Here is a 24,720-nt window from a genome sequence, read left to right as displayed (position 1 = left end):
CGCGGATCGACCAGGTCGTCAGTGCGAGCGGTCGGCGAGGCGCGCGAGGAACAGCGCCTCCCCCACGGCCAGCCGCTCGATCTCCCGCGGGTCGACGGACTCGTTCGGCGCGTGGATGAGGCACGCCGGCTCCTCGACGCCCAGCAGGACGACGGCGGCGTCCGGGAGCGTCTCGGCGAAGACGTTGCACAGGGGGATCGAGCCGCCCTGCCCCGCGGTGACGGTGGGCGCGTCGAACGCGTCCGCGAGCGCCTGCGACAGGGTCGCGAACACGGGCCCGTCGGTGCGCGCGCGGAACGGCTGCCCGACGGGCTCCGTCTCGACCGTGACGCGCGCACCCCACGGTGCGACGTCGAGCACGTGCGCGACGAGCGCGTCCCGGGCGTTGCGGGCGTCGGTCCCGGGCGGGACCCGCAGGTTGAGCCGCGCCGCGGCGCGGGGCTGCACGGCGGCGGCGGACCCCACGACGGGCGGTGCGTCGAGGCCGAGCACGGTGACCGTCGGGCGCGCCCACAGCGTGTCGGCGACGCTCGCACCGCCGAGCAGCCGGACGTCGGCGAGCACGCCCGCGTCGTGCCGGAACTGCTCGGCGTCGTAGGCGACGCCGTCCCACGTGCCGGTCGCGTCGAGCCCTCGCACGGTGGTGCCGCCCTGCGCGTCGCGGAGCGTCGCGAGGATCGCGACGAGCGCGGCGAGGGCGTCGGGCGCGGCGCCGCCGAACATCCCCGAGTGCACCTCGCCCGCCATGGTCTCGACGCGCACGACGACGTTGGTCGCGCCGCGCAGCGACACGGTGAGCGTCGGGCGTCCGAGCGTCGCGTTGCCGGTGTCCGCGACGAGCACCGCGTCGGCCGCGAAGTGCTCCGGGTGCGCACGCACGTACTCCTCGAGACCGCCGGTGCCCTGCTCCTCGGACCCCTCGATCGCGACCCGCACACCGACGGGCAGCTCGCCGAGCAGCTGCCGCAGCGCCCGCAGCGCCGTGAGGTGCGCGACGACGTTGCCCTTGCAGTCCGCGGCTCCGCGCCCGTAGAGCCGCCCGTCGCGCGGCGTGAGGGTGAACGGCGGCGACAGCCACGCCTCGTCGCGCAGCGGCGGCTGGACGTCGTAGTGCGCGTAGAGGAGCACCGTCGGCGTGCCCGCGGGGCCGGCGCGGTGCCCCAGCACGGTCGACGACCCGTCGGGCGTGGGCACGGGCCGCGCGTCGTCGATCCCCTCGGCGCGCAGCGCGTCGGCGACCCAGGCGGCGGCGCGCTCGCACTCGGCCCGCGGGAAGAGCCGGTCGTCGGCGACCGACGGGATCGCGACGAGCGCGGCGAGGTCGTCGAGCGCACGCGGCATGAGCACCGCGACGGCGCGGCGGACGTCGGCGACGGCGGGGGCGTCAGCCACTGGTCGTCGTCCCGTCGTGCACGTCGAGGGACCCGACGAAGTCGTCGTAGTCGTCGACCACGTCGGGGCAGTACGTCTCGAGCACGAGCCGGCCGGCGGTGAGCAGGTCCTGCGGGAACGCCGACGCGCGCATGCCGGGCCCGGCGGCACCGTTCTCGAGACCGGCGCGTCGCGCGGCGATCGCGAGCGCACCGTCCGGGTCGGTGCACACGATCCCGCCGTCGCTGCCGAGCACGTCGGCGACGACGTCCTGGTCGAGCGGGACGAGCCCCGCGGCGTCGAACGCGGCGACGAGCTCGGCGGCCTTGGCGTCCGCCTCGGACACGTCCTGGTTGGTCTGCCGGTTCGCGAAGCCGACGATCATGACGGCGAGCAGACCCACGAGCAGGAGCCCCCACGCGGTGTAGACGGGCCAGCGGCGCCGACTCGCCACGACCGGGCTCACGTCGCCTCCCCCGCGGTGGTGTCGACCGTCGCGGTACGCCACGACGGCTTGCGCGACGCGTAGAACGCGAACGGCGCGACCAGACCGATGAGCAGGAGCCCGCCGCCGACGATCGCGACGTACACGAGCCCGTTGCCCGAGGAGAACTGCGCGGGCGGCACGAACCCGATGAACAGCGCCGCGAGCGACGCGACGAACCCGACGGTGCAGACCAGCGTCAGGGCGGGCACGCGGTAGCCGCGCGGGTGGTCGGGCGCCCGGCGGCGCAGCTTCACCGCGGCGACGAACAGCAGCAGGTACATGATCAGGTACACCTGCGTCGTCATCACGGAGAAGATCCAGTACGCGCTCGACACCTCGGGGATGAACGCGTAGAGCAGCGCGATGACGGTCGTGAGGAAGCCCTGCGTCACGAGGATGTTCTGCTGCACGCCGTGCGCGTTGAGCCGTTGCAGGAACGGCGGCAGGTAGCCCTCCTCGCGCGCGACGACGAGCAGCCCGCGCGACGGACCGGCGAGCCAGGTGAGCATCCCGCCGAGCGACGCGGCGATGAGCATGAGCCCGACGATCGGCGTGAGCCACTGGATCGAGAAGTGCGCGAAGAACGCGTCGAACGCCTGCATGACACCCGCCGTGAGCGACAACGCGTCGGCGGGGATGACCCAGCTGATCGCGAGCGCCGGGAGGATGAAGATCGCGAGGACCAGCCCGATCGCGAGGAACATCGACCGCGGGAACTCGCGCGACGGCTCCTTGAGGCTCGACACGTGCACGGCGTTCATCTCCATGCCCGCGTACGACAGGAAGTTGTTGACGATGAGCACGAGCGACGCGATGCCCGTCCACGCGGGCAGCAGGTGCTCGGCGTCCATGGGTGCCGCGGACGCGTTCCCCTGCCCGAGGAACGCCATGCCGAGCAGGACGAGCAGCGCGCCCGGGACGAGCGTGCCGATGATCAGCCCCATCGACGACAGCCCCGCGACGGCCTTGGTGCCCTGCGACGACACCCACACGCCGGTCCAGTACAGGACGACGATGACGATCGCCGTGTAGAGCCCGTTCGACGCGAGCGCCGGGTTCACGACGTACGCGAACGTGCTCGCGACGTAGGCGAGCAGCGACGGGTAGTAGAAGAGGGTCATCGCGAACTGGCACCACACCGCGAGGAACCCGGCGGGCTTCGAGATGCCCTCCGCGACCCACCGGTACACGCCGCCAGACCACCCCGACGCGAGCTCGGCCGAGACGAGCGACGTCGGCAGCAGGAACACGATCGCCGGGACGACGTAGAGGAACACCGCCGCGAGCCCGTACACCGCCATGGTGGGCGCCGCGCGCAGGCTCGCGACGCTCGACGTCGTCATGAACGCGAGCGCGATCCAGGTGATCACGGTGGGCGGCGGCGGTCCGCCGCGTGCCGCTGCCGGTGCCCGGGTCTGCGAGTCCGCCGCCATGCGCCGCTCCCACCGTCGTGCGGGAGCGTCCTCCCCCGCCCGCTCGCGACGCTAGCGACGTGCGTCGGCGCGGTGGCTCACCCGTCGAGGGTGGTCTCGCAGGTCAGAAGGCGTCAGTGGCCCGGCTCGGCGCGCCACCCGGCGTGCTTGCGCGACGCGACCCACGCCGCGACCTGCGTGCGGCGCTGCAGGCCCATCTTGGCCAGCAGCGACGTGATGTGGTTCTTGACGGTCTTCTCGGCGACGCCCAGGCGCTCCGCGATCTCGCGGTTCGACAGGCCCTCGCCGATGAGGTCGAGCACCCGCAGCTCGCTCGGCGTCAGGTTCTCCGTCGGGTCCTCGTGACCGGCCTTGCGGCGCGTGACGGTGCGCTCGTCGAGGAGCGTCCGACCCGCGGCGACCGCGCGGATGACGTCCGTGATCTCGGCCCCGCGGACCGACTTCAGCAGGTAGGCGGCGGCGCCGGCCTCGAGCGCCGCGGCCAGGGCGTCGTCGTCGTCGAACGACGTGAGGACGATCGCGCGGGCCTCGGGCTGCGACTCGCGCACCGCGCGCATCAGGTCGATGCCGGTGCCGTCGGGCAGCTGCAGGTCGACGAGCATGACCTGCGGGCGCACGAGCCCGGCACGACGCACGCCGTCGCCCACGGACCCGGCCTCGGCGACGACGGTCATGCCGTCCGTCCGCTCGACGACCTCGGCGATCCCGCGGCGGACGACCTCGTGGTCGTCGACGATCATGACGGTGATGGGTCCCGACCTCGTCGGCTGGCTGATCGACGGCACGATGGCATCGTATCCAGGTGTGATCACGGTTCTGCTGCCCACCACGCTGGAGGACGCGCCCGCGTTTCCCGACGACGTGCGCGTCGTCCGGTACGCCCCCGACGCGCCGCCGCCCGACGACGCGCTCGACGCCCAGGTCCTCGTCGCGTGGGGCAACAGCGCCGACAACCTCCGGGCGTGCGCCGAGCGGCTGACCGACCTGCGCTGGGTGCAGACGCTCGCCGCCGGACCCGACGCCGTGCTCGCCGCCGGGTTCGGCCCGGACGTCGTCCTGACGTCGGGCCGCGGCCTGCACGACGGTCCCGTCGCCGAGCACACCCTCGCGCTCGTGCTGGCCGTCGTGCGCCGCGTCCCCGACCTGGTCCGCGCGCAGGCCGAGCACCGGTGGGCCACCGACCTCGGCGGCGTGCAGCCCGTCCGGCCGCGCGACTCGCTCCGCACCCTGGACGGCGCGCGCGTCGCGGTCTGGGGTTTCGGCTCGATCGCCGCCCGCCTCGCGCCGCTGCTCACCGCGCTCGGTGCCGAGGTCACGGGCGTCGCGACGCGAGCGGGCGACCGGCACGGCTACCCCGTCGTCACCGCCGACTCGCTCCCTGACCTGCTCCCCCGCACCGACCTGCTCGTGAGCCTGCTCCCCGCGACGGACGCGACGCGGCACGCCGTCGACGCGCACGTGCTGGGACTGCTGCCCGCGCACGCGTGGGTCGTCAACGTCGGCCGCGGCGCGACGCTCGACGAGGACGCCCTGCTGGACGCCGTCCGGTCCGGTCGGCTCGCGGGCGCCGCGCTCGACGTGTTCGAGGAGGAGCCGCTGCCTGCGACGTCACCGCTGTGGGACGAGCCGCGGATCCTGGTGAGCCCGCACGCGGCCGGCGGGCGACCCGTCGGTGCGGCCGCACTCGTCGCGGAGAACTACGCCGCGTTCTCGGCCGGGCGTCCGCTGCGCAACGTCGTCGAGCGCTGAGTCACCGCTCGCCGCACGATGCCGCCGAGCGCCGAGTCACGCGCGACGCCGGAGCGGCGTGGACCCGCGCGGCGTCACCAGCGGCCGTTGCGGGGACGCGGCTGGCAGCGCGGGCACGTGTACGACGAGCGGTTCATGAACTCGTCGCGCCGTACGGGCGTGCCGCACCGCGGGCAGGGCCGCCCCTCCTGCCCGTACACGGCGAGCGACCGGTCGAAGTAGCCCGACGCCCCGTTGACGTTGACGTAGAGCGCGTCGAAGCTCGTGCCGCCCTGCGCGAGCGCCTGCGTCATGACCTCGTGCGCACCGTCGAGCGCACGCTCGACCTCCGCCCGGCGCAGGGTGTCCGTCGCGCGCGCGTAGTGCAGCCGGGCCCGCCACAGCCCCTCGTCGGCGTAGATGTTGCCGACGCCCGAGACGAGCGTCTGGTCGAGCAGCGCGCGCTTGACCCCGGTGCGGCGGGCGCGGACGGCCTCGACGAGGCGCGCGCGGTCGAGCGCGGGGTCCAGCAGGTCACGGGCGATGTGCGCGACGGGCTCGGGCACCGCGGCGCGGTCCGAGCCGAGCCCGCCGGGCTCCCCGTCGGGTGTCGGCACGAGGTCCGGGACGCTGAGGTGGCCGAACGTCCGCTGGTCGACGAAGTCGAGCGCCGACCCGTCGTCGAACCCGAGCCGCACGCGCAGGTGGGGGTGCCGGGCCGCGTCGTCGAGGCTCGCCGCGCCACGCACGAGCAGCTGCCCGCTCATGCCGAGGTGTGCGAGGAGCGCGTCGTCCTCGCCGTCGAGCAGCAGCCACAGGAACTTGCCGCGCCGCACCGCCGCGTCCAGTCGCCGGCCGGTGAGCCGCCCGCCGAAGTCGAGGGGTCCGGCGACGTGCCGCCGCACGCTGTAGTCGCGGTGGACGGCGACCCCGGTGACCGTCCGACCCAGGACGTGACGTGCGAGCCCGTCACGGACGGTCTCGACCTCGGGGAGCTCCGGCACCCGCCTCAGCCCTCGACGGACGCGTCCGCGGCGGCGACGGCGTGCTCGTCGGCCGGGACGGGCACGTCCCCCGCGGGGCCGTCGGGTCCGCCGTCCGCGGCCGGCCCGAGCGCCGCGAGCGCCTCCAGGGTGCGGTAGGCGTCCTCGGCGGCGTGCTGCTCGGCGAGCTTCTTCGCCGGGCCGGTGCCCGAGCCGCGCGCCTCGCCCGCGAGGACGGCGCGTGCGGTGAACGTCCGGGCGTGGTCGGGACCCTCCCCGACGACCTCGTACGACGGAGCCCCCAGGCCCAGCGCCGCGGACAGCTCCTGCAACGAGGTCTTCCAGTCGAGCCCCGCACCGAGGCCCGCGGCCGCGTCGAGCGTCGGCCCGACGAACCGGTCGACGACCGTGCGGGCCGTCTCGAGCCCGTGCGACAGGTACACCGCGCCGAAGATCGCCTCGAGCGTGTCCGACAGGATCGAGTCCTTGTCCGCCCCGCCGGTCGCGAGCTCGCCCTTGCCGAGCAGCACGAACGCGCCCAGGTCCAGGTCGCGCGCGACACCGGCGAGCGCACGCTGCGAGACGGTCGCGGCCCGCATCTTCGCGAGCGCACCCTCGGGCTGGTCGGGGTGACGGCGGTAGAGCGACTCGGTCACGACGAGACCGAGGACGGTGTCGCCGAGGAACTCGAGCCGCTCGTTCGTGGGGATGCCACCGGCCTCGTGCGCGAACGAGCGGTGGGTCAGCGCCAGCACGAGAAGCTCGGGGTCCAGATGGACCCCGAGCTTCACGATGAGCCTGTCGGCCGCGGCACTCATCCCGGTCACAGGGCGGTCAGGTGCGTCACGGCGACGAGCGAGGGTGTCAGCGGGCCTCGTGCTCGCTGCGCACGGCCTCGGCGTAGCGACGGCCGTTGTACGCACCGCACGACGGGCACGCGGTGTGCGCCAGCTTGTCCGCCTTGCAGACGGGGCACGAGGTCAGCGTCGCGGCAGTGGTCTTCCACTGCGACCGACGCGCACGGGTGTTGCTGCGCGACATCTTGCGCTTCGGAACCGCCACGGCTAGCTCTCTTTCGTCTCGTCGACCTTGCTCGACAGGCCGCTCAGGGCGGACCAGCGAGGGTCAAGCGTCTCATGCGAATGGTCAGGGTCGTCCGCCAGGCGAGCTCCGCACTCGGAGCACAGACCCGGGCAGTCGGGGCGGCACAGCGGCTGGAACGGCAGAGCCGGCACCACCACGTCCCGCAGCGCGGGCTCGAGGTCGATCAGATCGCCCTCCAGCTCACGCACGTCCTCGTCCTCGTCGCCCTCCTCGACCGCAGCGGCGGCGCGCTCGGGGTAGACGTAGAGCTCCTGGAGGGTGACGTCGACGTCCTCGACGACCTCTTCCAGGCAGCGCACGCACTCCCCGACCGCCCGGCCACGGACGGATCCGGAGACCAGGACTCCCTCCATGACCGCCTCGAGCCGGAGGTCCAGCTCGATGTCGGTACCAGGACGGATGCCGATCACGTCGGTCCCGAGATCCTCCGGGGCACCGACCGTGAGCTGCACGGTCCGCGTCGATCCCGGACGTCGGCCGAGCTCATGCGTGTCGAGCACGAACGGCGAACGGGGATCGAGGTGAACAGGGCGCTGCACGGCCGAAGGTCCCCTCATCTTGGATCTCGGTCCACGCCACGACCGGCAGGACCAACCGCCAACTCTACGACACGCGACCGGGGGCTCCCAAATCAGCCCCGACCTCGCCCGACGGCACCGGTCGACGGGCTGCTCGACCGGCCGGTCAGCCGGGGCCTCGGCTCAGAGGACGGAGCCCTCCGACCGGTCGTCCGCGCCACCGTCCAGCCGGTCCGCGAGCTTCGCACGACCCGCCTGCACCTGGCTCAGCACCTTGCCGAGGTCGATCTCGAAGTCCGCCAGCCGGCGGTCGCAGTAGTCGTCCGCGTCACGCCGCAGGACCGTCGCCGACTCCTCGGCCTCCTGCACGATCTGCTGCGCCCGCTCGCGCGCCGCCACGACGACGGCCTCCGAGTCGACGAGCTCGTCGGCGCGCTGCCGTGCCTCGGCGATGATGCGGTCCGCCTGCCCCCGCGCCTCGGCCCGTGCCGCGTCGGCGTCCGCGAGCACCTGGTCCGCGCGCGTGAGCTGCGTGGGCAGCACGTCGCGCGCCTGGTCCAGCAGGTCCAGCAGCTCCGCCCGGTTCACCAGCACGGACGACGACATGGGCATCGCCCGGGCCTGCGTCACCGCCGCCGCGATCGCGTCCAGCACACCCGTGAGGCCCTCGGGCCGGGTCGTCGCGTCCTCGTCGGTCATCGTGCACTCCCTCCCGTCCGCGCGAGCGCCGCGCGCACCGCCTCACCGACCTCGGCCGGCACCAGGTCGTCGATCGGCCCGCCGAACCGGGCCACGTCCTTCACCAGCGACGACGCCACGTGCGCGAGCGCCGGGTCCCCGACCACGAACACCGTCTCGACGCCCGACAGGTGCCGGTTCATGAGCGCCATGGGCAGCTCGGCGTCGAAGTCCGCGCCGCTGCGCAGGCCCTTCACGACCGCCGACGCGCCCTGCTCCCGCACGAAGTCCGCGAGCAGTCCGTCGACCGCCTCGACCCGCACGCCGTCGACGTGCGCGAGCGCCGCGCGGGCCAGCGCGACGCGCTCGTCGGCGGTCAGCAGCGGCGTCTTCGACGAGTTGCGCGCCACGGCGACGACGACCTCGTCGAACATCGTCCGCGCACGCCGCACCACGTCCACGTGGCCGAGGGTGAGGGGGTCGAAGGATCCCGGGCAGACGGCTGTGGTCACCCGGCCAGGGTAGGCGAACGGCCGGTGCGCGCCCGTCGGACGCGGCCGGGTCAGTCCTCGTCCGGGCGCGGCGCTCGCCCGTCCGCGGCGTCGCCGTCGCACGCGGCGTCGTCGGGTTGCCCGCCGTCGTCGGGGGTGCCGTCGACCGGCGTCCGCTCCCCGAACCAGACGACCGTCTCGCCGTAGACGCGCCGCTCGACGCCCTCCCAGCCGGTGGGCCACGTGGGCTCGGGCGAGCGTGACGAGCGCTCGACGGCGAGCACGCCGTCGTCGGCGACGCCCGGTGCGACGTGGGCCAGCACCGTGCCGAGGTCGGGCTCCGCGACGTCGTAGGGCGGGTCGACGAGCACCAGGTCCCACGGGGCGACGGGCCGGCGCTGGACGAACTTCTCGGCGCGCTCGGCGGCCACGGTGACCCCGCGGAGCCCGAGCGTCGCGGCGTTCCGCCGGCACACGTCGGCGGCGTCGCGCGACGACTCGACGAGCGTCACGGCGACCGCGCCCCGGCTGGCGGCCTCCAGCCCGAGCGCGCCCGAGCCGGCGTACAGGTCGAGCACGCGCGCGCCGGACACGACGCCCAGGTGCTCGAGCCGGGAGAACAGCGCCTCGCGGACGCGCTCGCTCGTCGGCCGCGTGCCGCGGCGCGGCACCTGGAGCGTGCGGCCGCCCGCGGCCCCGGCGACGATGCGCGTCACCGCCGCGCCCCGGACTTCTCGGGCGGGTTCTCCTGCGCGTCCATGATCCGCTCCATGAGGGGCCGGGTCTCGATCGACGACGCGACGAGCACCGCGATCACGGAGAACAGCGCCTGCGCGGCGAGGAACACCGGCCCGGTCCGGCCGACGAGGATCGCGATCCACACGGGCAGCAGGCCGAGCACGACGACGTCGGGCCCGCGGGCGAGCACCGCGGCGACACCGCCCGGCAGGGCACCCATGGGCGTCGAGACGAGCGGTCCCGACCAGTCCGGCGCCGAGCGGTACGCGGCCCGGACGGCCGCGGCCGCCCAGACCGGCGTCGCGGCGACCGCGAGCGCGAGCCACCCGACGAGCCGGTCGGCCCACAGCCCGACGGCCGCGAACGCCAGGAGCGACCAGACGAGCATCGCGGCGCCGGGGACGACCATGCGCAGCCGCCGGACCGTCTTCGCCTCGAGCGGCAGGAGCCGGTCGAGCACGGGGGCCATCTCGGCGCGGCGCGCGCCCTCCCCCGTCGCGCTCGCCGCGACGTAGCCGGACACGAGGACGGCCAGGAGGACGCCGAACGGGGACGCGAGCTGCGGGACGACCACGACGATCGCGGGCACGAGCGCCGCGACGAGGAGCTGCACGAGGTGCCGGGTCGAGCGCCGCAGCACCACGAGGTCGGCCGTGACGAGCGCGGACGCGGCCCCGCGCGCGGTCCGCAGCCGGCTGACGCGTCGACGCGCGGACGGCAGCGCGCCGTCGGTGAGCGCGCGGCCGAGCTCGCGCGAGTCGAGCGAGACGACCGCACCGACCGCCTGGGCCGCGACCGAGCCGCTCTCGCGCAGCGAGCGCTCCGGGATGTGCGCCAGGCGGCGGTCGACGAGCACGCCGAGCCCCACGACGAGCACCGCGAGCACGGCGACGACGACCCAGCCGGGCGCGGGCGGCGGGACCTGGACGTCGGTGACGAGCAGGACCGCGGCCGCGGCGAGCGCGGTCACCGCGACGAGGTCGCCCGTGAGCGCGAGCGTGCGGCGCGCGGTACCCGTGGTCTGCGCGGCGGCGGCCACGAGGACGACGGCCGCGGCGACGAACGCGGCGGCGACGGCGACGCGGCTGACGGTGCTGCCGGACTCGGCCAGCAACCCCGCGTCGAGCACCGCGACCAGCACACCGCCGACGAGTCCGGCCACGACCGGCAGGCGCAGGGACGCAGGCCGCAGCAGGCCCCGCCGGTCGACGGGCAGGCCCAGCCACCACGCCGCCTCGGCACCACCGGCCCCGACGGGCCCGAGGCGACCGGCGACCGACAGCAGCGCCCCGGCGCCCGCGACGAGCACGACCGCGACGAGGGTCGACAGGTCGAGCGCCCACCCCGTGACCACGTGCGACGCCGGGTGCACCTCGAGCCGGAGGGTGCGCGCGGCGCCGAGCGCGACGAGCACGCCCACGCCGACCGCGATCACCGCGTAGTAGACGTCGGACAGGACCGACCCCAGGTTCGCGCCGCCGCGCGCGTTGCCCGCGTGCGCGGTGTAGCGACGGATGGCCCGGGCGGACGGGACCTCGCCGACGTCGGAGGGCGCGACGGCCGCCTCGTCACTCACGGGTTCTCCCGGCTGATGACGCGGGCCGCCTCGGCCGGGTCGACCACGCGGCTCACGTCGTCCGAGACGACCACCGCACGGTCGGCGACCGCACGCACCAGGTCGGGGTCGTGCGTCGCGAGCAGCACCGCGCCGCCGTCGCGCTTCTCGACGTTCAGGCGGTCGGCGAGCCGGTCGCGCATCGCGCGGTCGAGGCGCTGCTCGGGCTCGTCGAGCACCAGCAGCGATCGTGGACGCGCGAACCCGGCGGCGAGGAGCAGGCGCCGGCGCTGGCCCGAGGACAGCGCGACGGGCAGCGCGCGACGGTGGTCGGACAGCCCGAACTCGTCGAGCAGCGTGTCGACGACGCCGTCGGCGCCGAGCACGCCGTGGCCGCGCGCGGTGAGGTACAGGTGCTCCGCGACCGTGAGCGCCGGGAAGTACGCGTCGTCGTCGAGCACCGCCGCGACCCGGGTGCGGAAGAGCACGTCGCGCTCGTCGACGGGGTCCCCGAACACGCGCAGGGTGCCCTGCGCGGGCGTGAGCAGGCCGAGGATCGTCTTGAGCACGGTCGACTTGCCCGAGCCGTTGGCGCCGACCAGCGCGACCGCCTTGCCCGGGGCGAGCGTGAAGCTCACCGGCGCGCACACCGGTGCCCCGCCGTAGCCGACTACCAGGTCCTGGGCGCGCACGACGGGCTTCGACACGCCCGCCAGGGTAGACCGCCCACCCGTGCACGCCGCACCGGGGCTCGTCGACGCACCAGCCGGGGTGCGGGACCGCCGCGACGAGCCGCGACGGCGCGTCCGTGGTGACGCCGTCATCCGGCGGGGGCGCGCCCTCAGGTGCGGTCGAGGAACTCCTCGCGGTCCCCCGCGAGCAGCGCGCGGATCGCGTCGTCCAGCGGGTGCCACGACGCGAGCTCCGGGTCGCGCTCGACGAGCGCGCGCGCGTCCTGGCGCGCCTGCTCGATCACGTCGCCGTCGCGCGTGACGCGCAGCAGGCGCAGCGACGAGGACCCGCCCCACTGGGACGCACCGAGCACGTCGCCCTCACCGCGCTGCTCGAGGTCGAAGCTCGCGAGCGCGAACCCGTCCGACGTGCGCGCGAGCGTGTCGACGCGCTCCGCCGCGGGCGTGCCGGGCTCGGCCGTCGACACGAGCAGGCAGACACCCGGTGCCGTGCCGCGCCCGATGCGGCCGCGCAGCTGGTGCAGCTGCGACACCCCGAACCGGTCCGCGTCGAGGATCACCATGACGGTGGCCTCGGGGACGTCGACGCCGACCTCGACGACCGTCGTCGACACGAGCACCGGCACGCGCCCGGACGCGAAGTCCGCGAGCGCGCGGTCCTTCTCGTCGGGCGGCATGCGCCCGTGCAGGACGCCGACCCCGAGGCCGGACAGCGCGGGCTCCTCGGCGAGCTCGGCGGCGACCTCGAGCACCGCGCGCAGCGGGCGGCGTGGGGTGGTCGGCCCGGCGTCGTCCTCGGGCGCGTCCTCGCGGACGAGGTCCGCGTCGTCGGCGCCCTGGTCGTCGTCGCCGTCGATGCGCGGGCACACGACGTACGCGCGGCCGCCCTTGTCGACCTCCTCGCGCACGCGCACCCACGTGCGCGACATCCAGACGGGGTTGTCCGCGGGCACGACGTGCGTCACGACGCCGCTGCGACCCGCGGGCACCTCGCGGAGCACCGACGTCTCGAGGTCGCCGAAGACGGTCATCGCGACGGTCCGCGGGATGGGCGTCGCCGTCATGACGAGCAGGTGCGGGCTGGTGGACGCCTTGGCGCGCAGCGTGTCGCGCTGCTCGACGCCGAACTTGTGCTGCTCGTCGACGACGACGAGCCCGAGGTCCGCGAACTGCACCGTGGCGGAGAGCAGCGCGTGCGTCCCGACGACGATCCCCGCGGCACCGCTCGCCGCGTCGAGCAGCGCGGCCTTGCGGGCCGCGGTCGACTGCGACCCGGTGAGCAGCACGACCCGCGTCGCGGTGTCCGCGCCGCCGAGCATGCCGCCCTCCGCGAGGTCGCCGAGCAGGGCGCGCAGCGACCGGGCGTGCTGCGCGGCGAGCACCTCGGTCGGCGCGAGCAGGGCGGCCTGGCCGCCGCCGTCGACGACCTGGAGCATCGCGCGCAGCGCGACGAGCGTCTTGCCGGACCCGACCTCGCCCTGCAGCAGCCGCTGCATGGGGACGGGACGTGCGAGCTCGGCCGCGATGGTCTCGCCCACCTCCACCTGGCCCGCGGTGAGCGTGAACGGCAGGCGCGCGTCGAACGCGGCGAGCAGGCCGTCGGCCACCGGGGGGCGAGCGGTGGCGGGCTCGGCCGCGGCGCGGGCCCGTCGGCGCGCGAGCTCGGCCTGCAGGACGAACGCCTCCTCGTAGCGCAGCCGGTCGCGCGCGGCCTGCCAGTCGGCCGCGGTGTGCGGCTCGTGCAGGTCCCGCAGCGTGCGGTGCAGGTCCGCCAGCCCGCGCTCCTCGCGGAGCTCCGGCGGGACCGGGTCGACGACGTCCTCGTCGCGCAGCGTGCCGAGGACCGTGCGGACGGCGGCCGCGATCTTCGTCGTGTCGAGCCCCGAGCCGGCCCGGTAGACGGGCCGCGGCCACGACGCGCGCTCGACCGCGACCCGCTCGCCCTCGCCGTCGTCGTCGAACATCTCGTAGGTGGGGTGCGCGAGCTGCAGGTGCCCGCCGAACGCGGAGATCTGCCCGGTGAACAGCCCGCGCCGCCCGGGGACGAGCAGGCGCTCGTGGTGCCGCGCACCGCCGAAGAAGATGAGCTGCAGCTCGGCGCGACCGTCGGTGATCCGCACCTCGAGCCGCGACGCGTTCGTCGACCGCGCCCGGCGCACGACGGCCTGCCGCACGTCCGCGACGACCGTCACGGTGTCCCCGACGCGCAGGCTCGCGATGTCGGTCAGCGTCCCCGGGTCGGCGTACCGGAACGGGTAGTGCCGCAGCAGGTCGCCGACGGTCCGCATCCCGAGCGCCGCGAACGGCTTGCCCGCGCGGGGCGCGACGGACGTCACCGGGGAGTCCAGGTACCCGCCGCGCGGCTCGACGCCGTCGACGTACCGGACACCGCCCTGACCGCCCTGCACCCGCCGCGCCATCAGTCCACCCCCACCCAGAACGCCGCCCCGCCCCGGGTCGGCCCGACGAGCACCGGCTCGAGCCCGCGCGCCGCGGCCGCTGCCTCGACGTGCGCGGACGTCGCGTCGTCGAGCGGGTCGCGGTGGAGCACGGTGAGGCTCTCGCCGCCCGGCCCGGTCAGCACGTCGTCGACGGCCGCGGGCAGCGCGGACGCGTCGTCGACGCGGACGACCCGCAGCCGGCCCAGCGCGCGGACCGCGTCGTGCACCGCCGCCGCCGTCCCGGACGACGACGCCGACGACGCGAACGCGAGGGTCGCGACGACGACGCGCAGCTCGTCGTCCGCGTCGAGCACCTCGACGACCGGGCCGGGCCGGTCCGTGAGCGCCTCCGCCCCGACGACGCCCCCGGGCAGGAGCGCGACGTCGGACGCTCCCGTGTCGGCGACCGCCCGCGCGACGTGCGTCGCGGTGACGGGTGTGTCCGGCACGACGAGCACGACCGCGCCCGCCGCCGCGTACCAGGCGGCCAGGGCCGGAGCGGCGGTGCACGCGACGAGCCCCCAGCGGGCCGCGGGCTCCGCGTCGTCGAGGGTCTGCCCGTGCGGGGCGTCGACGAGCCGCACGACGGCCTGCTCGCGCGCCCCGAGCGCCGCCGCGTCGATGGCGGCCGCCGGGTCGTCGGTGTGCACGTGCACGTGCCAGACGCCGTCCCCGCCGACGACCGCCACCGAGTCGCCGACCTCCGCCAGCCGTGCCTGCAGCGGGCCGGCCAGGTCCTCGTCGGCGTCCGCGCGCACGACCAGCATGACCTCGAAGGCCCCGCTCCCCTCGTGGTCCGCGTGCGCGTGTTGCTCGACGGGCGGCAGCCAGGGCGCGGGCGTCGTCGGTTCGGGCGTCCCGGTCACCGCGCGGTGCAGCGCGTCGAGCACCACCAGGAGCGCGCACGCCCCGGCGTCCGGGACGTGCTCACGCCGCAGGACCGGGTGCTCGGCGCTGATGAGCTCGAGCGCGGCGCGCGCGTCGTCGAGCACGCTGCCGAGCACCGTCGCGGCGGGGAGGCGCGGGTCGTGGGACGCGGCCCGCGCGGCGACCGTGTCGGCCAGCGTGAGGACCGTCCCCTCGGACGGCTCGGCGACCGCGGCCCGCGCCGCGGTGGCCGCGGACGCGAGCGCCCGGACGACGTCGGTGGCGGGCTCGTCACGCCCGGCGACGTGCGGCGGCGCCGGCTCCCCGGGGCGCGGGACGGCCAGGGCGGTCGATCCCGCCGGCGCTGCCAGGGCCGCCGGGGCCGCCAGGGCTGCCGGGGCCGTGAGCAGCGTCACCGACGGGTCCGTCGGCGCGGCACCCGCCAGGCCGTCGGCGAAGCCCGCGAGGTACTGGCTGAGGATGACCCCGGAGTTGCCGCGCGCGGCGAGCAGCGCGCCGCGCGCGAACGCGCGCGCCACGGCGAGCGCGCCGGTCCCGGCGGGCAGCGCCGCGACGGCCTCGGCTCCCCCGGTGATCGTCAGCAGCGCGTTCGTGCCGGTGTCGGCGTCCGCGACGGGGAAGACGTTGACCGCGTCGACGGCGGGCCGCGCGAGCGCGAGCGCCGTCCGGGCACCGCCGGCCCAGGCGCGCAGCACGTCGGCGTCGAGCACGTCCATCCCTCCGGTCACCGCCCGGGCGTCGGCTCGAGGCGCACGTCGGCGCCCGCGGCGGGCGGCCCGAGGTCCCGCTGCTGGTCCCCCACCCTGCCGCATCGCGCCCACATTTGGGTCGCCTGCGGGCCATGGGCTAGTCTTGACCGGTTGCCCGACGACTCGGGCACAGGTGACGCGCGGGCCACACCGGCCCGTCGACCCCGATCCGGTCGCCCCAGGCCCGGTGACGGACGCGTCCCGACAACCGACTTCGTCGCGGTCCCCGCGACGTGCCCGCATCGGTCCCGACTCGTCGGGGCCGGGACCGACCGCAAGAACACAGGAGAAGATCGTGGCTGCCAACTGCGACGTCTGCGCCAAGGGCCCGAGCTTCGGGCACAGCATCTCGCACTCGCACGTGCGCACGAAGCGCCGCTGGAACCCGAACATCCAGCGCGTCCGCGCCGTCGTCGCGGGCACCCCGAAGCGCCTCAACGTGTGCACCTCGTGCCTCAAGGCCGGCAAGGTCCAGCGCGCCGTCTGACGCCGCCGCACCACCGGTCGCAAGGCCCGTGAGGCAATCGCCTCGCGGGCCTTCGCCATGCCCGGACCATGTGGCAGGGTGACGTCATGATGGAGCAGCTCGACGAGGTGACCGTCCGCGCCGCCGGAGCCGCTGACGCCGCTGCCATCGCGGCCGTCCACGTCCGGTCCTGGCAGGAGGCGTACGCGGGCATCGTCCCGGCCGACTACCTCGCGAGCCTCGACGTCGACGCCCGCGCGCGCGACTGGCAGGGCTACCTCGCGCACGGTGCCGAGGACCGGGTGCGGACCTGGGTCGCCGAGGCCGGCGGGCAGATCATCGGCTTCATCTCCGTCGGTCCGGCCCGCGACGAGGACGCGAGCCGCGGCGACCGCGAGATCTACTCCATCTACCTCGACCCCGGCACGTGGGGCCACGGGGTGGCGCGCGACCTGATGCGGACCGTCCTGTCCGAGGTCGGCGACCGCACGCGCGTCTCGCTGTGGGTGCTGGCCGCGAACGAGCGCGCCCGCCACTTCTACCGCCGGCACGGGTTCCAGGCCGACGGCGTCGAGCGCTACGACGACGTCGGCGGTGCCGAGCTCCTCGAGGTCCGGTACCGCCGCAACTGACGTCCGGGGGCACTCCTCCCCCTGACCTCGCCGTCACGACCTGGCGCAGCACCTCGCGCCGCTGCTGTACCGTCGCGGCTGCCCCGACGCTCCGACGGCCGCTTCCTCGGGCGTCTTCAGCCCGCGACGCCGTGGCGCTCGTCAGCCCGCGAAGTGGTCCCAGCCCGACGCGAAGTCCGGCACGCACCCGCCGACCAGGACCCGAGGCCCGTCACCGCCGCCGGCGGCGCGCACGACGCCGATCCGCCGGAACGGCGCGGGCGGCTCCACGTCCGGCGGGAACGTCGCGAGCAGCCCGTGGTCCTCGCCGCCGCCCAGCACCCACGCGAGCGGGTCGACACCCAGGCGCTCGGCCGTCGGCCGCACGCGCGCGACGTCGCGCGCCAGCCCGTCCGGGCCCGCCGTCGACGGGTCGTCCAGGTCGACGACCGCACCGCTCGCGCGTGCGAGCCTCCCCGCGTCGCGCAGCAGCCCGTCGGACACGTCGAGCATCGCGGTCGCCCCGGCACTCGCGGCGAGCGGCCCGGCCTGCAGCGGCGACGACGGGCGTCGGAACGCCGTGACGGCGTCGGGATCGACGCCGGGCCGGTCCGCGGCGAGCGCCGCCCACCCCGCGGCGGACGTCCCGCACGCGCCGGCGTGGGCCACGACGTCGCCCGGACGCGCGCCGGACCGCAGGACCGGTGCCCGGCCCTCGAGGTCGCCGTGCGCAGTCACCGACACGACGACGAGCGGACCGCCGGACAGGTCGCCCCCGACGACGTCCACGCCGTGGAGCCGGCACGCGTCACCGAACCCGCGCGCGAGCCCTTCGACCCAGTCCGCGGGAAGGTCGCCGGGCACGACGAGCGCGACGACCAGGCTGGTCGGCACGGCACCCATCGACGCGACGTCCGCGAGGTTCTGCACCGCGGCGCGGTGCCCGACGTCGTCGCCCGTGGACCACGCGCGGCGGAAGTGCCGGTCCTCGACGAGCACGTCGGTCGTCACGACGAACCGGCCGTCCGGCGCGGTCACGACGGCCCCGTCGTCGCCCGGCCCGACGAGCGTGCGGGGACCTTGCGGCAGGTGCGGGAAGATGCGGGCGAGCAGCCCGTCCTCGGACAGGTCGGCGACGCGCGGGCCGGGCTGGTCGGTCACGCCGCCACGCTAGACGCCTGAGCGGCGCGCCCGCGCACCGCACCTGCCGTGGTGAAGGTCACGCCCAGGACGACGCGGCCGTCGCGGCTGCGCCGCTGCGTGACCCCGTGCGTCGCGACCGGCCGCGGTCGGACGGCGTGCGTGAGCCTCCCGCGGGCGGGTTACCGTGACGTGTGCCCTCGACCCGATCCCGTCTGCGCGCGACCGTGCCCGTCGCGGCGCTCCTCGCGCTCGGCGGCTGCGCGCAGGCCGTGCCGGTGACGGTCGCGCCGCACGCGACGGACCCCGTGTGCGCGGACGTCGTGCTCTCGACGCCCGACACGCTCGGCGACGACCTGGACCGCGTCGACACGACGAGCCAGGCGACGACGGCGTGGGGCGACCCGCACGCCGCTGTCGTGCTGCGGTGCGGCGTCGAGCCGCTGGGTCCGACGACGGACCGGTGCGTGACGGTCGAGGCGCCCGACGGCACGTCGGTCGACTGGGTCGTCGTCGCGGACGACCCGCAGGACGAGCAGGGGTCCGACTGGACGTTCACGACCTACGGCCGCGTGCCCGCGGTGGAGGTGCGGGTGCCCGCCGAGGTCGCCGCGACGACGAGCAGCACGTCCTTCGTCGACGTGCTGGGCCCGGCGGTCGCGAAGGCGGCGGTCGAGCGGTCCTGCGTCGGCCTCACGGGCTGACGCGGCGTCCGACGGGCCGAGGCGTCGGCCGCACGGGCGGCGGCGCCGGCCGCACGGGCCGAGGCGTCGGCCGCTGGGGCCGAGGCGTCGCCTGCACGGGCGGAGACGCGGCGCCGGGAGCGACCGCGTCAGCGCAGGCCCGTGGGCCGGGCGAGCGCGAGCTGCACGAGCTCGTCGACCAGCTCCGGGTAGGTCACGCCCGACGCCTCCCACATGCGCGGGTACATCGAGTACGGCGTGAAGCCCGGCATGGTGTTGATCTCGTTGACGACGACCTCGCCGTCGGGCGTGACGAACACGTCCACGCGTGCGATGCCCTCGCACCCGATGGCCTCGAACGTGCGCACGGCGGCGTCCCGCACCCGGGCGACGACGTCGTCGGGCAGGTCGGCCGGGCACGACAGCGTCACGCCGCCCTCGTCGAGGTACTTCGCCTCGAAGTCGTAGAACGTGTGCCGCGGGTCGGTGACGACGATCTCGCCCGGCAGGGACGCGCGCGCCCGCTGCCCGTCGCGCCCGCCGAGGACGCCGCACTCGACCTCACGCCCGACGATGCCCGCCTCGACGACGACCTTCGGGTCGTGCTCGCGCGCGGTCGCGAGTGCCGCAGGCAGGTCGGCGAGGTCGTCGACCCGGGTGATGCCGAGGCTGGACCCGGCGCGGGCGGGCTTGACGAACAGCGGCAGGCCGAGCGCCTCGACCCGCTGCGCGACGCCCTCGGGGTCACGGTCCTGCTCGCCCGGCAGGATCACGGTGAAGGGCCCGACGGGCAGGCCGTGGCCGGCGAGGACGAGCTTCATCATGTGCTTGTCCATGCCGACGGCGGACGCGAGCACACCCGCGCCGACGTACCGCACGTCGGCGAGCTCGAGCATCCCCTGGAGGGTGCCGTCCTCCCCGAAGGGGCCGTGGAGCAGCGGGAAGACGACGTCGACGGCACCGAGCGTGCGCGGCAGCGCGCCCGCCTCGAGCACCTGGACGTCGCGGTCGTCGGTCGCCTGCGGCAGCAGCACGTGCGCGGCCGTGTCCTCGACCTGCGGGAGCCGGCCGTCACGGATCGCCCAGCGGTCCGGGTCGTCCTCGGCGAGCACCCAGCGACCGGTCGGCGTGATGCCCACGGCGACGACGTCGTAGCGGTCGCGGTCGAGCGCGCGGAGCACGCCACCGGCGGTCGCGCAGCTGATCGCGTGCTCGCCCGAGCGGCCGCCGAACAGCACCATGACGCGCGCACGCGCGCTCGTGCCGTCCTGCGCGGATCCGACGGAGGGGGTGGGCGACGGGAGCGCGGTGTCGTTCATCGCGCCCGACCCTACCGGGCGCAGGCCGCCGCTCCGGACGGTGCCGGTCGGTCGTCGGACGGACGCGTACCGTGGCGCCATGCCCGACGCTCTGCCCCTGTCCCCCGCCACGCTCGTCGTCAGCTCCGGCCGCCCGGCCCGCACGCAGGCCGCCCCGGTGAACCCGCCGATCGTGCTGTCCTCGACGTACGTCTCGCAGGGCGAGGTGCCTGACGGCGAGCTGTTCTACGCGCGGGCGGACACCGAGACGTGGCACCCGTTCGAGCAGACGCTCGGCGCGCTCGAGCGCTCGACGCGGCCGGCCCTGCTGTTCGGGTCGGGCATGGCGGCGATCGCGGCGGCGCTGTCCCTCGTGCCGGCCGGCGGGCGGGTCGTCGCGCCGCGGCACGCGTACAACGTCACGCTCGTGCACGCGCAGGACCTCGCCGCGCGCTCGGGCCTCGAGGTCGTCCCGGTCGACATCGACGACACGGACGCGGTGGTCGCGGCCGTCCAGGGCGACGGGACGCCCGCCGCGATGCTGTGGGTCGAGTCGCCGACCAACCCGATGCTCGAGGTCGCCGACCTGCCCGCGCTCGTCGACGCGGCTCACGCCGTGGGCGCGCTCGTCGCGGTCGACAACACGTTCGCGACACCGCTGGGCCAGCGTCCGCTGAGGCTCGGTGCCGACGTCGTCGTCCACTCGGTGACGAAGTACCTCGCCGGGCACTCCGACGTCGTGCTCGGGGCCGCGCTCGCCGACGACCCCGCGGTGCACGCCGCGCTGCGCCGGCACCGCACCGTCCACGGTGCGATCGCGGGCCCCACGGAGGCGTGGCTGGCCCTGCGCGGGCTGCGGACCCTGGCGCTCCGCGTCGAGCGGTCGCAGGCCAACGCGGCCGAGATCGCCCGCCGCCTCGCCGCGCACCCGGGCGTCGCGCAGGTGCGCCACCCGAGCCTCCCCGAGGACCCCGGGCACGCGCGGGCCGCGGCGCAGATGGACGGGTTCGGCTCGATCATCGGCCTGCGACCGCGCGGCGGGGTCGCGGCCGCCGACGCGCTCGTCGCCGGGGTGCGACTGTGGGTGCCCGCGACGAGCCTCGGTGGCGTCGAGTCGAGCCTCGAGCGGCGGCGCCGGTTCCCGCTCGAGACGGTCACCGTGCCCGAGGACCTGCTGCGGCTGTCCGTCGGGATCGAGGACGTCGAGGACCTGTGGCGCGACCTCGCGCAGGCGCTGGACGCCGCGACGGCCGGCTGACGCGACCGGGTGGGCGCCCTGCGCCCGGCGGCAGCGGGAGGCCGCGGCCGGCTCCCCGGCGGACGACGCCCTCAGGCGCCTGCGGGAGGGCGACGCCGGGGCGCTCCCCCGGCCGGCGACACCCTCGGGCGCGTGCGGGAGGGGCGACCTGCCGCGGCGCGGACGCGCGGTCGGTCAGGCGCCCTCGGCCTTGTGCGGACGTGCGAGCAGCAGCGGAGCGAGCTGGTCGACGGGAAGCCCTTCGTGCAGGACGCGGACGACGGCGTGCGTGATGGGCATCTCGACGCCGAGCGACGTCGCGAGCTCGAGGACCGACCGGCACGACTTGACGCCCTCCGCGGTGCCGCCGGTCGCGGCGATCGCCTCGTCGAGCGTCATGCCACGGCCGATGTGACCGCCCAGCGTGTGGTTGCGCGAGTCGGGCGACGCGCACGTCGCCATGAGGTCGCCCATGCCCGCGAGGCCCGGGAACGTCTCGGCGTCGGCACCGAGCGCGAGCCCGAGGCGCGTGATCTCGACCAGCCCGCGCGTGATGACGGTCGCCATCGTGTTGTAGCCGAGGCCACGCCCCTGCGAGATGCCGACCGCGAGCGCGATGACGTTCTTCACGGCGCCGCAGAGCTCGACGCCGACGACGTCGGGGTTCGTGTAGGGGCGGAAGTACGCCGACGCGCACGCGCGCGCCACCAGGCGGGCGGTCTCGTCGCTCGTCGAGGCGATGACGGTCGCGGTCGGCTGCCGGCGCGCGATCTCCCGCGCGAGGTTCGGGCCCGAGACGACGGCCACGCGGGACGCGTCGATCGCCAGGGCCTCGGCGACGACCTCGCTCATGCGCTGGTCGGTCGAGAGCTCGACCCCCTTCATGAGCGACACGACGACCGTGCGCGGCCCGACGGCGTCGCGCAGCGGCTCGAGCACCGTGCGGGCCTGCTGCGAGGGCACGGCGACGGCGACGACGTCGGCGCCTCGGACCGCGGCGTGCGCGTCGGTCGTCGCCGTGATGCGCCACGGCAGCTCGACGCCCGGCAGGTACGCCTCGTTGCGGTGCTCGTCGGCGATCTGGCGGCAGGTCTTCTCGTCGCGGCCCCAGACCGTCACGTCGCAGCCCGCGTCGGCCATCACGGCGGCGAACGTCGTGCCCCAGCTCCCCGCGCCGAGGACGGTCGCGCGCAGCCGCGGGGCCGCGGGCTCGTCGGGCGGCAGCAGGTCGGCCGTCACGGAACCTCCGGACGCGGTGCGGCGTCCCCGCCCGCGCCCGCGTCGCGCGGGGCGTTCGGCTTGCGCATGTCGTAGCGGACCGTCGGCGCCTGCTCGGCACGCAGGTCCTCGAGCAGCGTGGTGATGGCGGCCATGACGCGCTCGGTCGCCTCGCGCAGCGTCGCGTTGTCCTGCGGCCGGTCGTACAGGTCGTCGAGGTCGACCGGCGGCCCGGCGACGACGGAGACCTTCTTCGCCGGGATCGGCTTGAGCAGCTTCTTGTAGCGGCCGAGCAGGTTCTGCGGACCCCACTGCGCGACGGGGATGACGGGTGCGCGGGTCGTCAGCGCGAGCCGCGCGACACCCGTCTTGCCGACCATGGGCCACAGCTCCGGGTCACGCGTGAGCGTCCCCTCGGGGAAGACCGCGACACACGCCCCGTCGTCGATCGCCGCGATGGCCGACTGCAGCGACTCCCCGGCCGCCGCCGTGTTGCGGTGCACGGGGATCTGGCCGGTCGCGAGCAGCACCTTGCCGACCACGGGGACCTTGAACAGCGACGCCTTCGCGAGGATCTTCGGCGTGAAGCCGTTGTCCCACAGGAAGTGCGCGAACGTCAGCGGGTCGATGTTCGTCATGTGGTTCGACGCGACGATGAAGCCACGGTCGCGCGGCATGTGCTCCACGCCGCGCCAGTCGCGCTTCGTCATGGCGAGCAGCGGCGGGCGCAGGATGAAGGCGACGACGCGGAAGGCGCGGGGCGAGTTCGGCGGCGGCGGCACGGGAGGGGATGCTACCGGGACTCAGTCGCGGCTGAACTCGGCGCCCAGCGCCTCGAGCTTCTGCGTGAACCGCTCGTACCCGCGGTCGATGAGGCTGATGCCCCGGACGGCCGACGTGCCCTTCGCGGTGAGGGCCGCGATGAGGTGGCTGAACCCGCCGCGCAGGTCGGGCACCTCGATGTCGGCCGCGGCCAGCGGCGTCGGGCCGCTGATGACCGCCGAGTGGAAGAAGTTGCGCTGCCCGAACCGGCACGGCCGGCCGCCCAGGCACTCCTTGTAGACCTGGATCGTCGCGCCCATGCCGACGAGCGCGTCGACGAAGCCGAACCGGTTCTCGTACACCGTCTCGTGCACGATCGACAGGCCCTTCGCCTGCGTGAGCGCGACCACGAGCGGCTGCTGCCAGTCCGTCATGAAGCCGGGGTGGACGTCCGTCTCGAGCGTGATCGACCGCAGGTCGCCGCCCGGGTGGAAGAACCGGATGCCGTCGTCGTCGACGTGGAACTCGCCGCCGACCTTGCGGAACGTGTTGAGGAACGTCGTCATCTCGGGCTGCGTCGCGCCACGGACGTACACGTCGCCGCCCGTCGCGAGCGCGGCCGACGCCCACGACGCGGCCTCGATGCGGTCCGCGAGCGCGGTGTGCTGGAAGCCGACGAGCCGGTCGACGCCCTCGATGCGGATCACGCGGTCGGTGTCGACCGAGATGATCGCGCCCATCTTCTGCAGGACGTTGATGAGGTCCATGATCTCGGGCTCGATCGCCGCGCCCGCGAGCTCGGTGATCCCCTCGGCGCGGACCGCCGTCAGCAGCAGCTGCTCGGTGGCGCCGACGCTCGGGTACGGGAGCGCGATCTTGGTGCCCTGCAGACGGCGCGGCGCCCGGATGTGGATCCCGTTGTCCTGCTTGTCCACGACCGCGCCGAACTGCCGCAGGATGTCGAGGTGGAAGTTGATCGGCCGGTCGCCGATGCGGCAGCCGCCCAGGTCGGGGATGAACGCCTCCCCCAGGCGGTGCAGCAGCGGCCCGCAGAACAGGATCGGGATGCGGCTCGAGCCGGCGTGCGCGTCGATGTCGGCGACGTGCGCGCTCTCGACGTCGGTCGGGTCGAGGTGCAGGACGCCCGCGTCCGCGTCGGCGTCGACCTTCACGCCGTGCAGCTCGAGCAGCCCGGTCACCACGGCCACGTCGCGGATCTGCGGGACGTTGCGCAGCACGCTCGGCGTCTCGCCGAGCAGAGCCGCCACCATCGCCTTGGAGACGAAGTTCTTCGCACCGCGGACGGTGATCTCGCCCGACAGGGGGTTGCCCCCGTTGACGTACAGCAGATCGCTCATGGTCCTCATCGTCTCCCACGCCGAGGCGTGCTCCTGACCGGACGCGGCGCGTCGCGCCGCCCGGCCCCAAACCTTCACAACCGGCCCACCG

General features: G+C 75.5%; 25 protein-coding genes. 5 read left to right on the top strand and 20 right to left on the bottom strand.

Features of this window, described 5'->3' with window-relative positions:
- Positions 1-18: 18 nt before the first annotated feature.
- The 4 genes from KOV94_RS14480 to KOV94_RS14465 form a co-directional block, all read right to left on the bottom strand.
- Positions 19-1,392, bottom strand: coding sequence for a dipeptidase (locus KOV94_RS14480; protein WP_308160565.1), 1,374 nt, complete (start codon positions 1,390-1,392; stop codon positions 19-21).
- Positions 1,385-1,837, bottom strand: coding sequence for a hypothetical protein (locus KOV94_RS14475; protein ID WP_218052417.1), 453 nt, complete (start codon positions 1,835-1,837; stop codon positions 1,385-1,387). Before KOV94_RS14475 ends, KOV94_RS14480 begins: the two co-directional genes overlap by 8 nt.
- On the bottom strand, positions 1,834-3,291 hold the full coding sequence (gene gadC, locus KOV94_RS14470) for a glutamate/gamma-aminobutyrate antiporter GadC (RefSeq protein ID WP_218052416.1): 1,458 nt from the start codon (positions 3,289-3,291) through the stop codon (positions 1,834-1,836). Before gadC ends, KOV94_RS14475 begins: the two co-directional genes overlap by 4 nt.
- A gap of 113 nt (positions 3,292-3,404) precedes the next feature.
- Entirely contained in the window at positions 3,405-4,031 is a 627-nt protein-coding gene (locus KOV94_RS14465) for a response regulator (RefSeq protein ID WP_124344123.1), read from the bottom strand.
- Between the two features lie 7 nt (positions 4,032-4,038).
- Here KOV94_RS14465 and KOV94_RS14460 point away from each other — a divergent pair, with 7 nt between their 5' ends.
- On the top strand, positions 4,039-5,040 hold the full coding sequence (locus KOV94_RS14460; RefSeq protein WP_225916672.1) for a phosphoglycerate dehydrogenase: 1,002 nt from the start codon (positions 4,039-4,041) through the stop codon (positions 5,038-5,040).
- 74 nt (positions 5,041-5,114) lie between these two features.
- Here the strand turns inward: KOV94_RS14460 and mutM are convergent, their stop codons facing one another.
- From mutM to KOV94_RS14405, 11 genes are all read right to left on the bottom strand, one after another.
- Entirely contained in the window at positions 5,115-6,023 is a 909-nt protein-coding gene (gene mutM / locus KOV94_RS14455; protein ID WP_218052415.1) for a bifunctional DNA-formamidopyrimidine glycosylase/DNA-(apurinic or apyrimidinic site) lyase, read from the bottom strand.
- A gap of 5 nt (positions 6,024-6,028) precedes the next feature.
- The gene (rnc, locus tag KOV94_RS14450) at positions 6,029-6,820 is read right to left on the bottom strand and encodes a ribonuclease III (RefSeq protein WP_225916671.1); all 792 of its coding nucleotides are present in this window, start codon (positions 6,818-6,820) and stop codon (positions 6,029-6,031) included.
- A gap of 46 nt (positions 6,821-6,866) precedes the next feature.
- A complete protein-coding gene (rpmF, locus tag KOV94_RS14445; RefSeq protein WP_124344183.1) occupies positions 6,867-7,064 on the bottom strand; it encodes a 50S ribosomal protein L32 in 198 nt (65 codons plus the stop codon).
- 2 nt (positions 7,065-7,066) lie between these two features.
- Positions 7,067-7,645: a YceD family protein gene (locus tag KOV94_RS14440; RefSeq protein ID WP_124344184.1), complete on the bottom strand. Its 579-nt coding sequence runs from the start codon at positions 7,643-7,645 to the stop codon at positions 7,067-7,069.
- A gap of 162 nt (positions 7,646-7,807) precedes the next feature.
- Positions 7,808-8,323, bottom strand: a complete 516-nt coding sequence (locus KOV94_RS14435; RefSeq protein WP_124344185.1) for a hypothetical protein — start codon at positions 8,321-8,323, stop codon at positions 7,808-7,810.
- Positions 8,320-8,814: a pantetheine-phosphate adenylyltransferase gene (gene coaD / locus KOV94_RS14430; RefSeq protein WP_124344186.1), complete on the bottom strand. Its 495-nt coding sequence runs from the start codon at positions 8,812-8,814 to the stop codon at positions 8,320-8,322. Before coaD ends, KOV94_RS14435 begins: the two co-directional genes overlap by 4 nt.
- Before the next feature lie 50 nt (positions 8,815-8,864).
- Entirely contained in the window at positions 8,865-9,509 is a 645-nt protein-coding gene (rsmD, locus tag KOV94_RS14425) for a 16S rRNA (guanine(966)-N(2))-methyltransferase RsmD (RefSeq protein ID WP_218052414.1), read from the bottom strand.
- On the bottom strand, positions 9,506-11,107 hold the full coding sequence (locus tag KOV94_RS14420; protein ID WP_124344188.1) for a DUF6297 family protein: 1,602 nt from the start codon (positions 11,105-11,107) through the stop codon (positions 9,506-9,508). The genes rsmD and KOV94_RS14420 overlap by 4 nt, the downstream gene beginning before the upstream one ends.
- Positions 11,104-11,793 (bottom strand): ABC transporter ATP-binding protein, encoded by a 690-nt coding sequence (locus tag KOV94_RS14415; protein WP_124344189.1) that lies wholly within the window; start codon positions 11,791-11,793, stop codon positions 11,104-11,106. The genes KOV94_RS14420 and KOV94_RS14415 overlap by 4 nt, the downstream gene beginning before the upstream one ends.
- Before the next feature lie 134 nt (positions 11,794-11,927).
- Positions 11,928-14,198 (bottom strand): ATP-dependent DNA helicase RecG, encoded by a 2,271-nt coding sequence (locus tag KOV94_RS14410; RefSeq protein ID WP_218052413.1) that lies wholly within the window; start codon positions 14,196-14,198, stop codon positions 11,928-11,930.
- A complete protein-coding gene (locus KOV94_RS14405; protein ID WP_218052412.1) occupies positions 14,198-15,823 on the bottom strand; it encodes a DAK2 domain-containing protein in 1,626 nt (541 codons plus the stop codon). The genes KOV94_RS14410 and KOV94_RS14405 overlap by 1 nt, the downstream gene beginning before the upstream one ends.
- A gap of 328 nt (positions 15,824-16,151) precedes the next feature.
- Between KOV94_RS14405 and rpmB the strand changes: the two genes are divergently transcribed.
- Positions 16,152-16,343: a 50S ribosomal protein L28 gene (gene rpmB / locus KOV94_RS14400; protein ID WP_029289091.1), complete on the top strand. Its 192-nt coding sequence runs from the start codon at positions 16,152-16,154 to the stop codon at positions 16,341-16,343.
- A gap of 86 nt (positions 16,344-16,429) precedes the next feature.
- A complete protein-coding gene (locus KOV94_RS14395) occupies positions 16,430-16,954 on the top strand; it encodes a GNAT family N-acetyltransferase (protein WP_218052411.1) in 525 nt (174 codons plus the stop codon).
- Positions 16,955-17,095: 141 nt separating this feature from the next.
- On the opposite strand, the gene KOV94_RS14390 is transcribed toward KOV94_RS14395, so the two are convergent.
- Positions 17,096-18,094 carry a thiamine-phosphate kinase gene (locus KOV94_RS14390; protein ID WP_218052410.1) on the bottom strand — a complete coding sequence of 333 codons (999 nt, stop codon included), beginning with the start codon at positions 18,092-18,094 and terminating at the stop codon, positions 17,096-17,098.
- 173 nt (positions 18,095-18,267) lie between these two features.
- On the opposite strand from KOV94_RS14390, the gene KOV94_RS14385 reads away from it, so the two are divergent.
- Positions 18,268-18,777: a DUF3515 family protein gene (locus KOV94_RS14385; RefSeq protein WP_371852348.1), complete on the top strand. Its 510-nt coding sequence runs from the start codon at positions 18,268-18,270 to the stop codon at positions 18,775-18,777.
- Positions 18,778-18,905: 128 nt separating this feature from the next.
- Here the strand turns inward: KOV94_RS14385 and KOV94_RS14380 are convergent, their stop codons facing one another.
- The gene (locus KOV94_RS14380; RefSeq protein ID WP_263974770.1) at positions 18,906-20,075 is read right to left on the bottom strand and encodes a D-alanine--D-alanine ligase family protein; all 1,170 of its coding nucleotides are present in this window, start codon (positions 20,073-20,075) and stop codon (positions 18,906-18,908) included.
- 79 nt (positions 20,076-20,154) lie between these two features.
- Between KOV94_RS14380 and KOV94_RS14375 the strand changes: the two genes are divergently transcribed.
- Entirely contained in the window at positions 20,155-21,312 is a 1,158-nt protein-coding gene (locus KOV94_RS14375; protein ID WP_218052409.1) for a trans-sulfuration enzyme family protein, read from the top strand.
- Between the two features lie 174 nt (positions 21,313-21,486).
- Here KOV94_RS14375 and KOV94_RS14370 read toward each other — a convergent pair whose 3' ends face one another.
- The 3 genes from KOV94_RS14370 to murA are packed head-to-tail and all read right to left on the bottom strand — an operon-like array spanning position 21,487 to position 24,629.
- Positions 21,487-22,530 (bottom strand): NAD(P)H-dependent glycerol-3-phosphate dehydrogenase, encoded by a 1,044-nt coding sequence (locus tag KOV94_RS14370; RefSeq protein ID WP_124342441.1) that lies wholly within the window; start codon positions 22,528-22,530, stop codon positions 21,487-21,489.
- Complete coding sequence (locus KOV94_RS14365; RefSeq protein ID WP_218052408.1) at positions 22,527-23,291, bottom strand: lysophospholipid acyltransferase family protein; 765 nt, start codon at positions 23,289-23,291, stop codon at positions 22,527-22,529. The genes KOV94_RS14370 and KOV94_RS14365 overlap by 4 nt, the downstream gene beginning before the upstream one ends.
- Before the next feature lie 21 nt (positions 23,292-23,312).
- Positions 23,313-24,629: a UDP-N-acetylglucosamine 1-carboxyvinyltransferase gene (murA, locus tag KOV94_RS14360; RefSeq protein ID WP_124342439.1), complete on the bottom strand. Its 1,317-nt coding sequence runs from the start codon at positions 24,627-24,629 to the stop codon at positions 23,313-23,315.
- Between the last annotated feature and the right edge of the window lie 91 nt (positions 24,630-24,720).

This window comes from Cellulomonas algicola, assembly GCF_019024305.1.
In the GTDB taxonomy this organism is placed as follows: Bacteria; Actinomycetota; Actinomycetes; order Actinomycetales; family Cellulomonadaceae; genus Cellulomonas; species Cellulomonas algicola.
Note: the sequence above shows the minus strand (reverse complement) of the source record. Positions and strands in the feature narration are given on the sequence as shown.

Coding starts and splice junctions, on each gene's coding strand:
- gadC (WP_218052416.1), bottom strand. CDS start 3,291: ATGGCGGCGGACTCGCAGACCCGGGCACCGGCAGCGGCACGCGGCGGA.
- KOV94_RS14465 (WP_124344123.1), bottom strand. CDS start 4,031: ATGATCGTCGACGACCACGAGGTCGTCCGCCGCGGGATCGCCGAGGTC.
- KOV94_RS14460 (WP_225916672.1), top strand. CDS start 4,039: ATGGGTCCCGACCTCGTCGGCTGGCTGATCGACGGCACGATGGCATCG.
- rnc (WP_225916671.1), bottom strand. CDS start 6,820: ATGAGTGCCGCGGCCGACAGGCTCATCGTGAAGCTCGGGGTCCATCTG.
- KOV94_RS14435 (WP_124344185.1), bottom strand. CDS start 8,323: ATGACCGACGAGGACGCGACGACCCGGCCCGAGGGCCTCACGGGTGTG.
- KOV94_RS14410 (WP_218052413.1), bottom strand. CDS start 14,198: ATGGCGCGGCGGGTGCAGGGCGGTCAGGGCGGTGTCCGGTACGTCGAC.
- KOV94_RS14405 (WP_218052412.1), bottom strand. CDS start 15,823: ATGGACGTGCTCGACGCCGACGTGCTGCGCGCCTGGGCCGGCGGTGCC.
- KOV94_RS14395 (WP_218052411.1), top strand. CDS start 16,430: ATGATGGAGCAGCTCGACGAGGTGACCGTCCGCGCCGCCGGAGCCGCT.
- KOV94_RS14380 (WP_263974770.1), bottom strand. CDS start 20,075: ATGAACGACACCGCGCTCCCGTCGCCCACCCCCTCCGTCGGATCCGCG.
- KOV94_RS14375 (WP_218052409.1), top strand. CDS start 20,155: ATGCCCGACGCTCTGCCCCTGTCCCCCGCCACGCTCGTCGTCAGCTCC.
- murA (WP_124342439.1), bottom strand. CDS start 24,629: ATGAGCGATCTGCTGTACGTCAACGGGGGCAACCCCCTGTCGGGCGAG.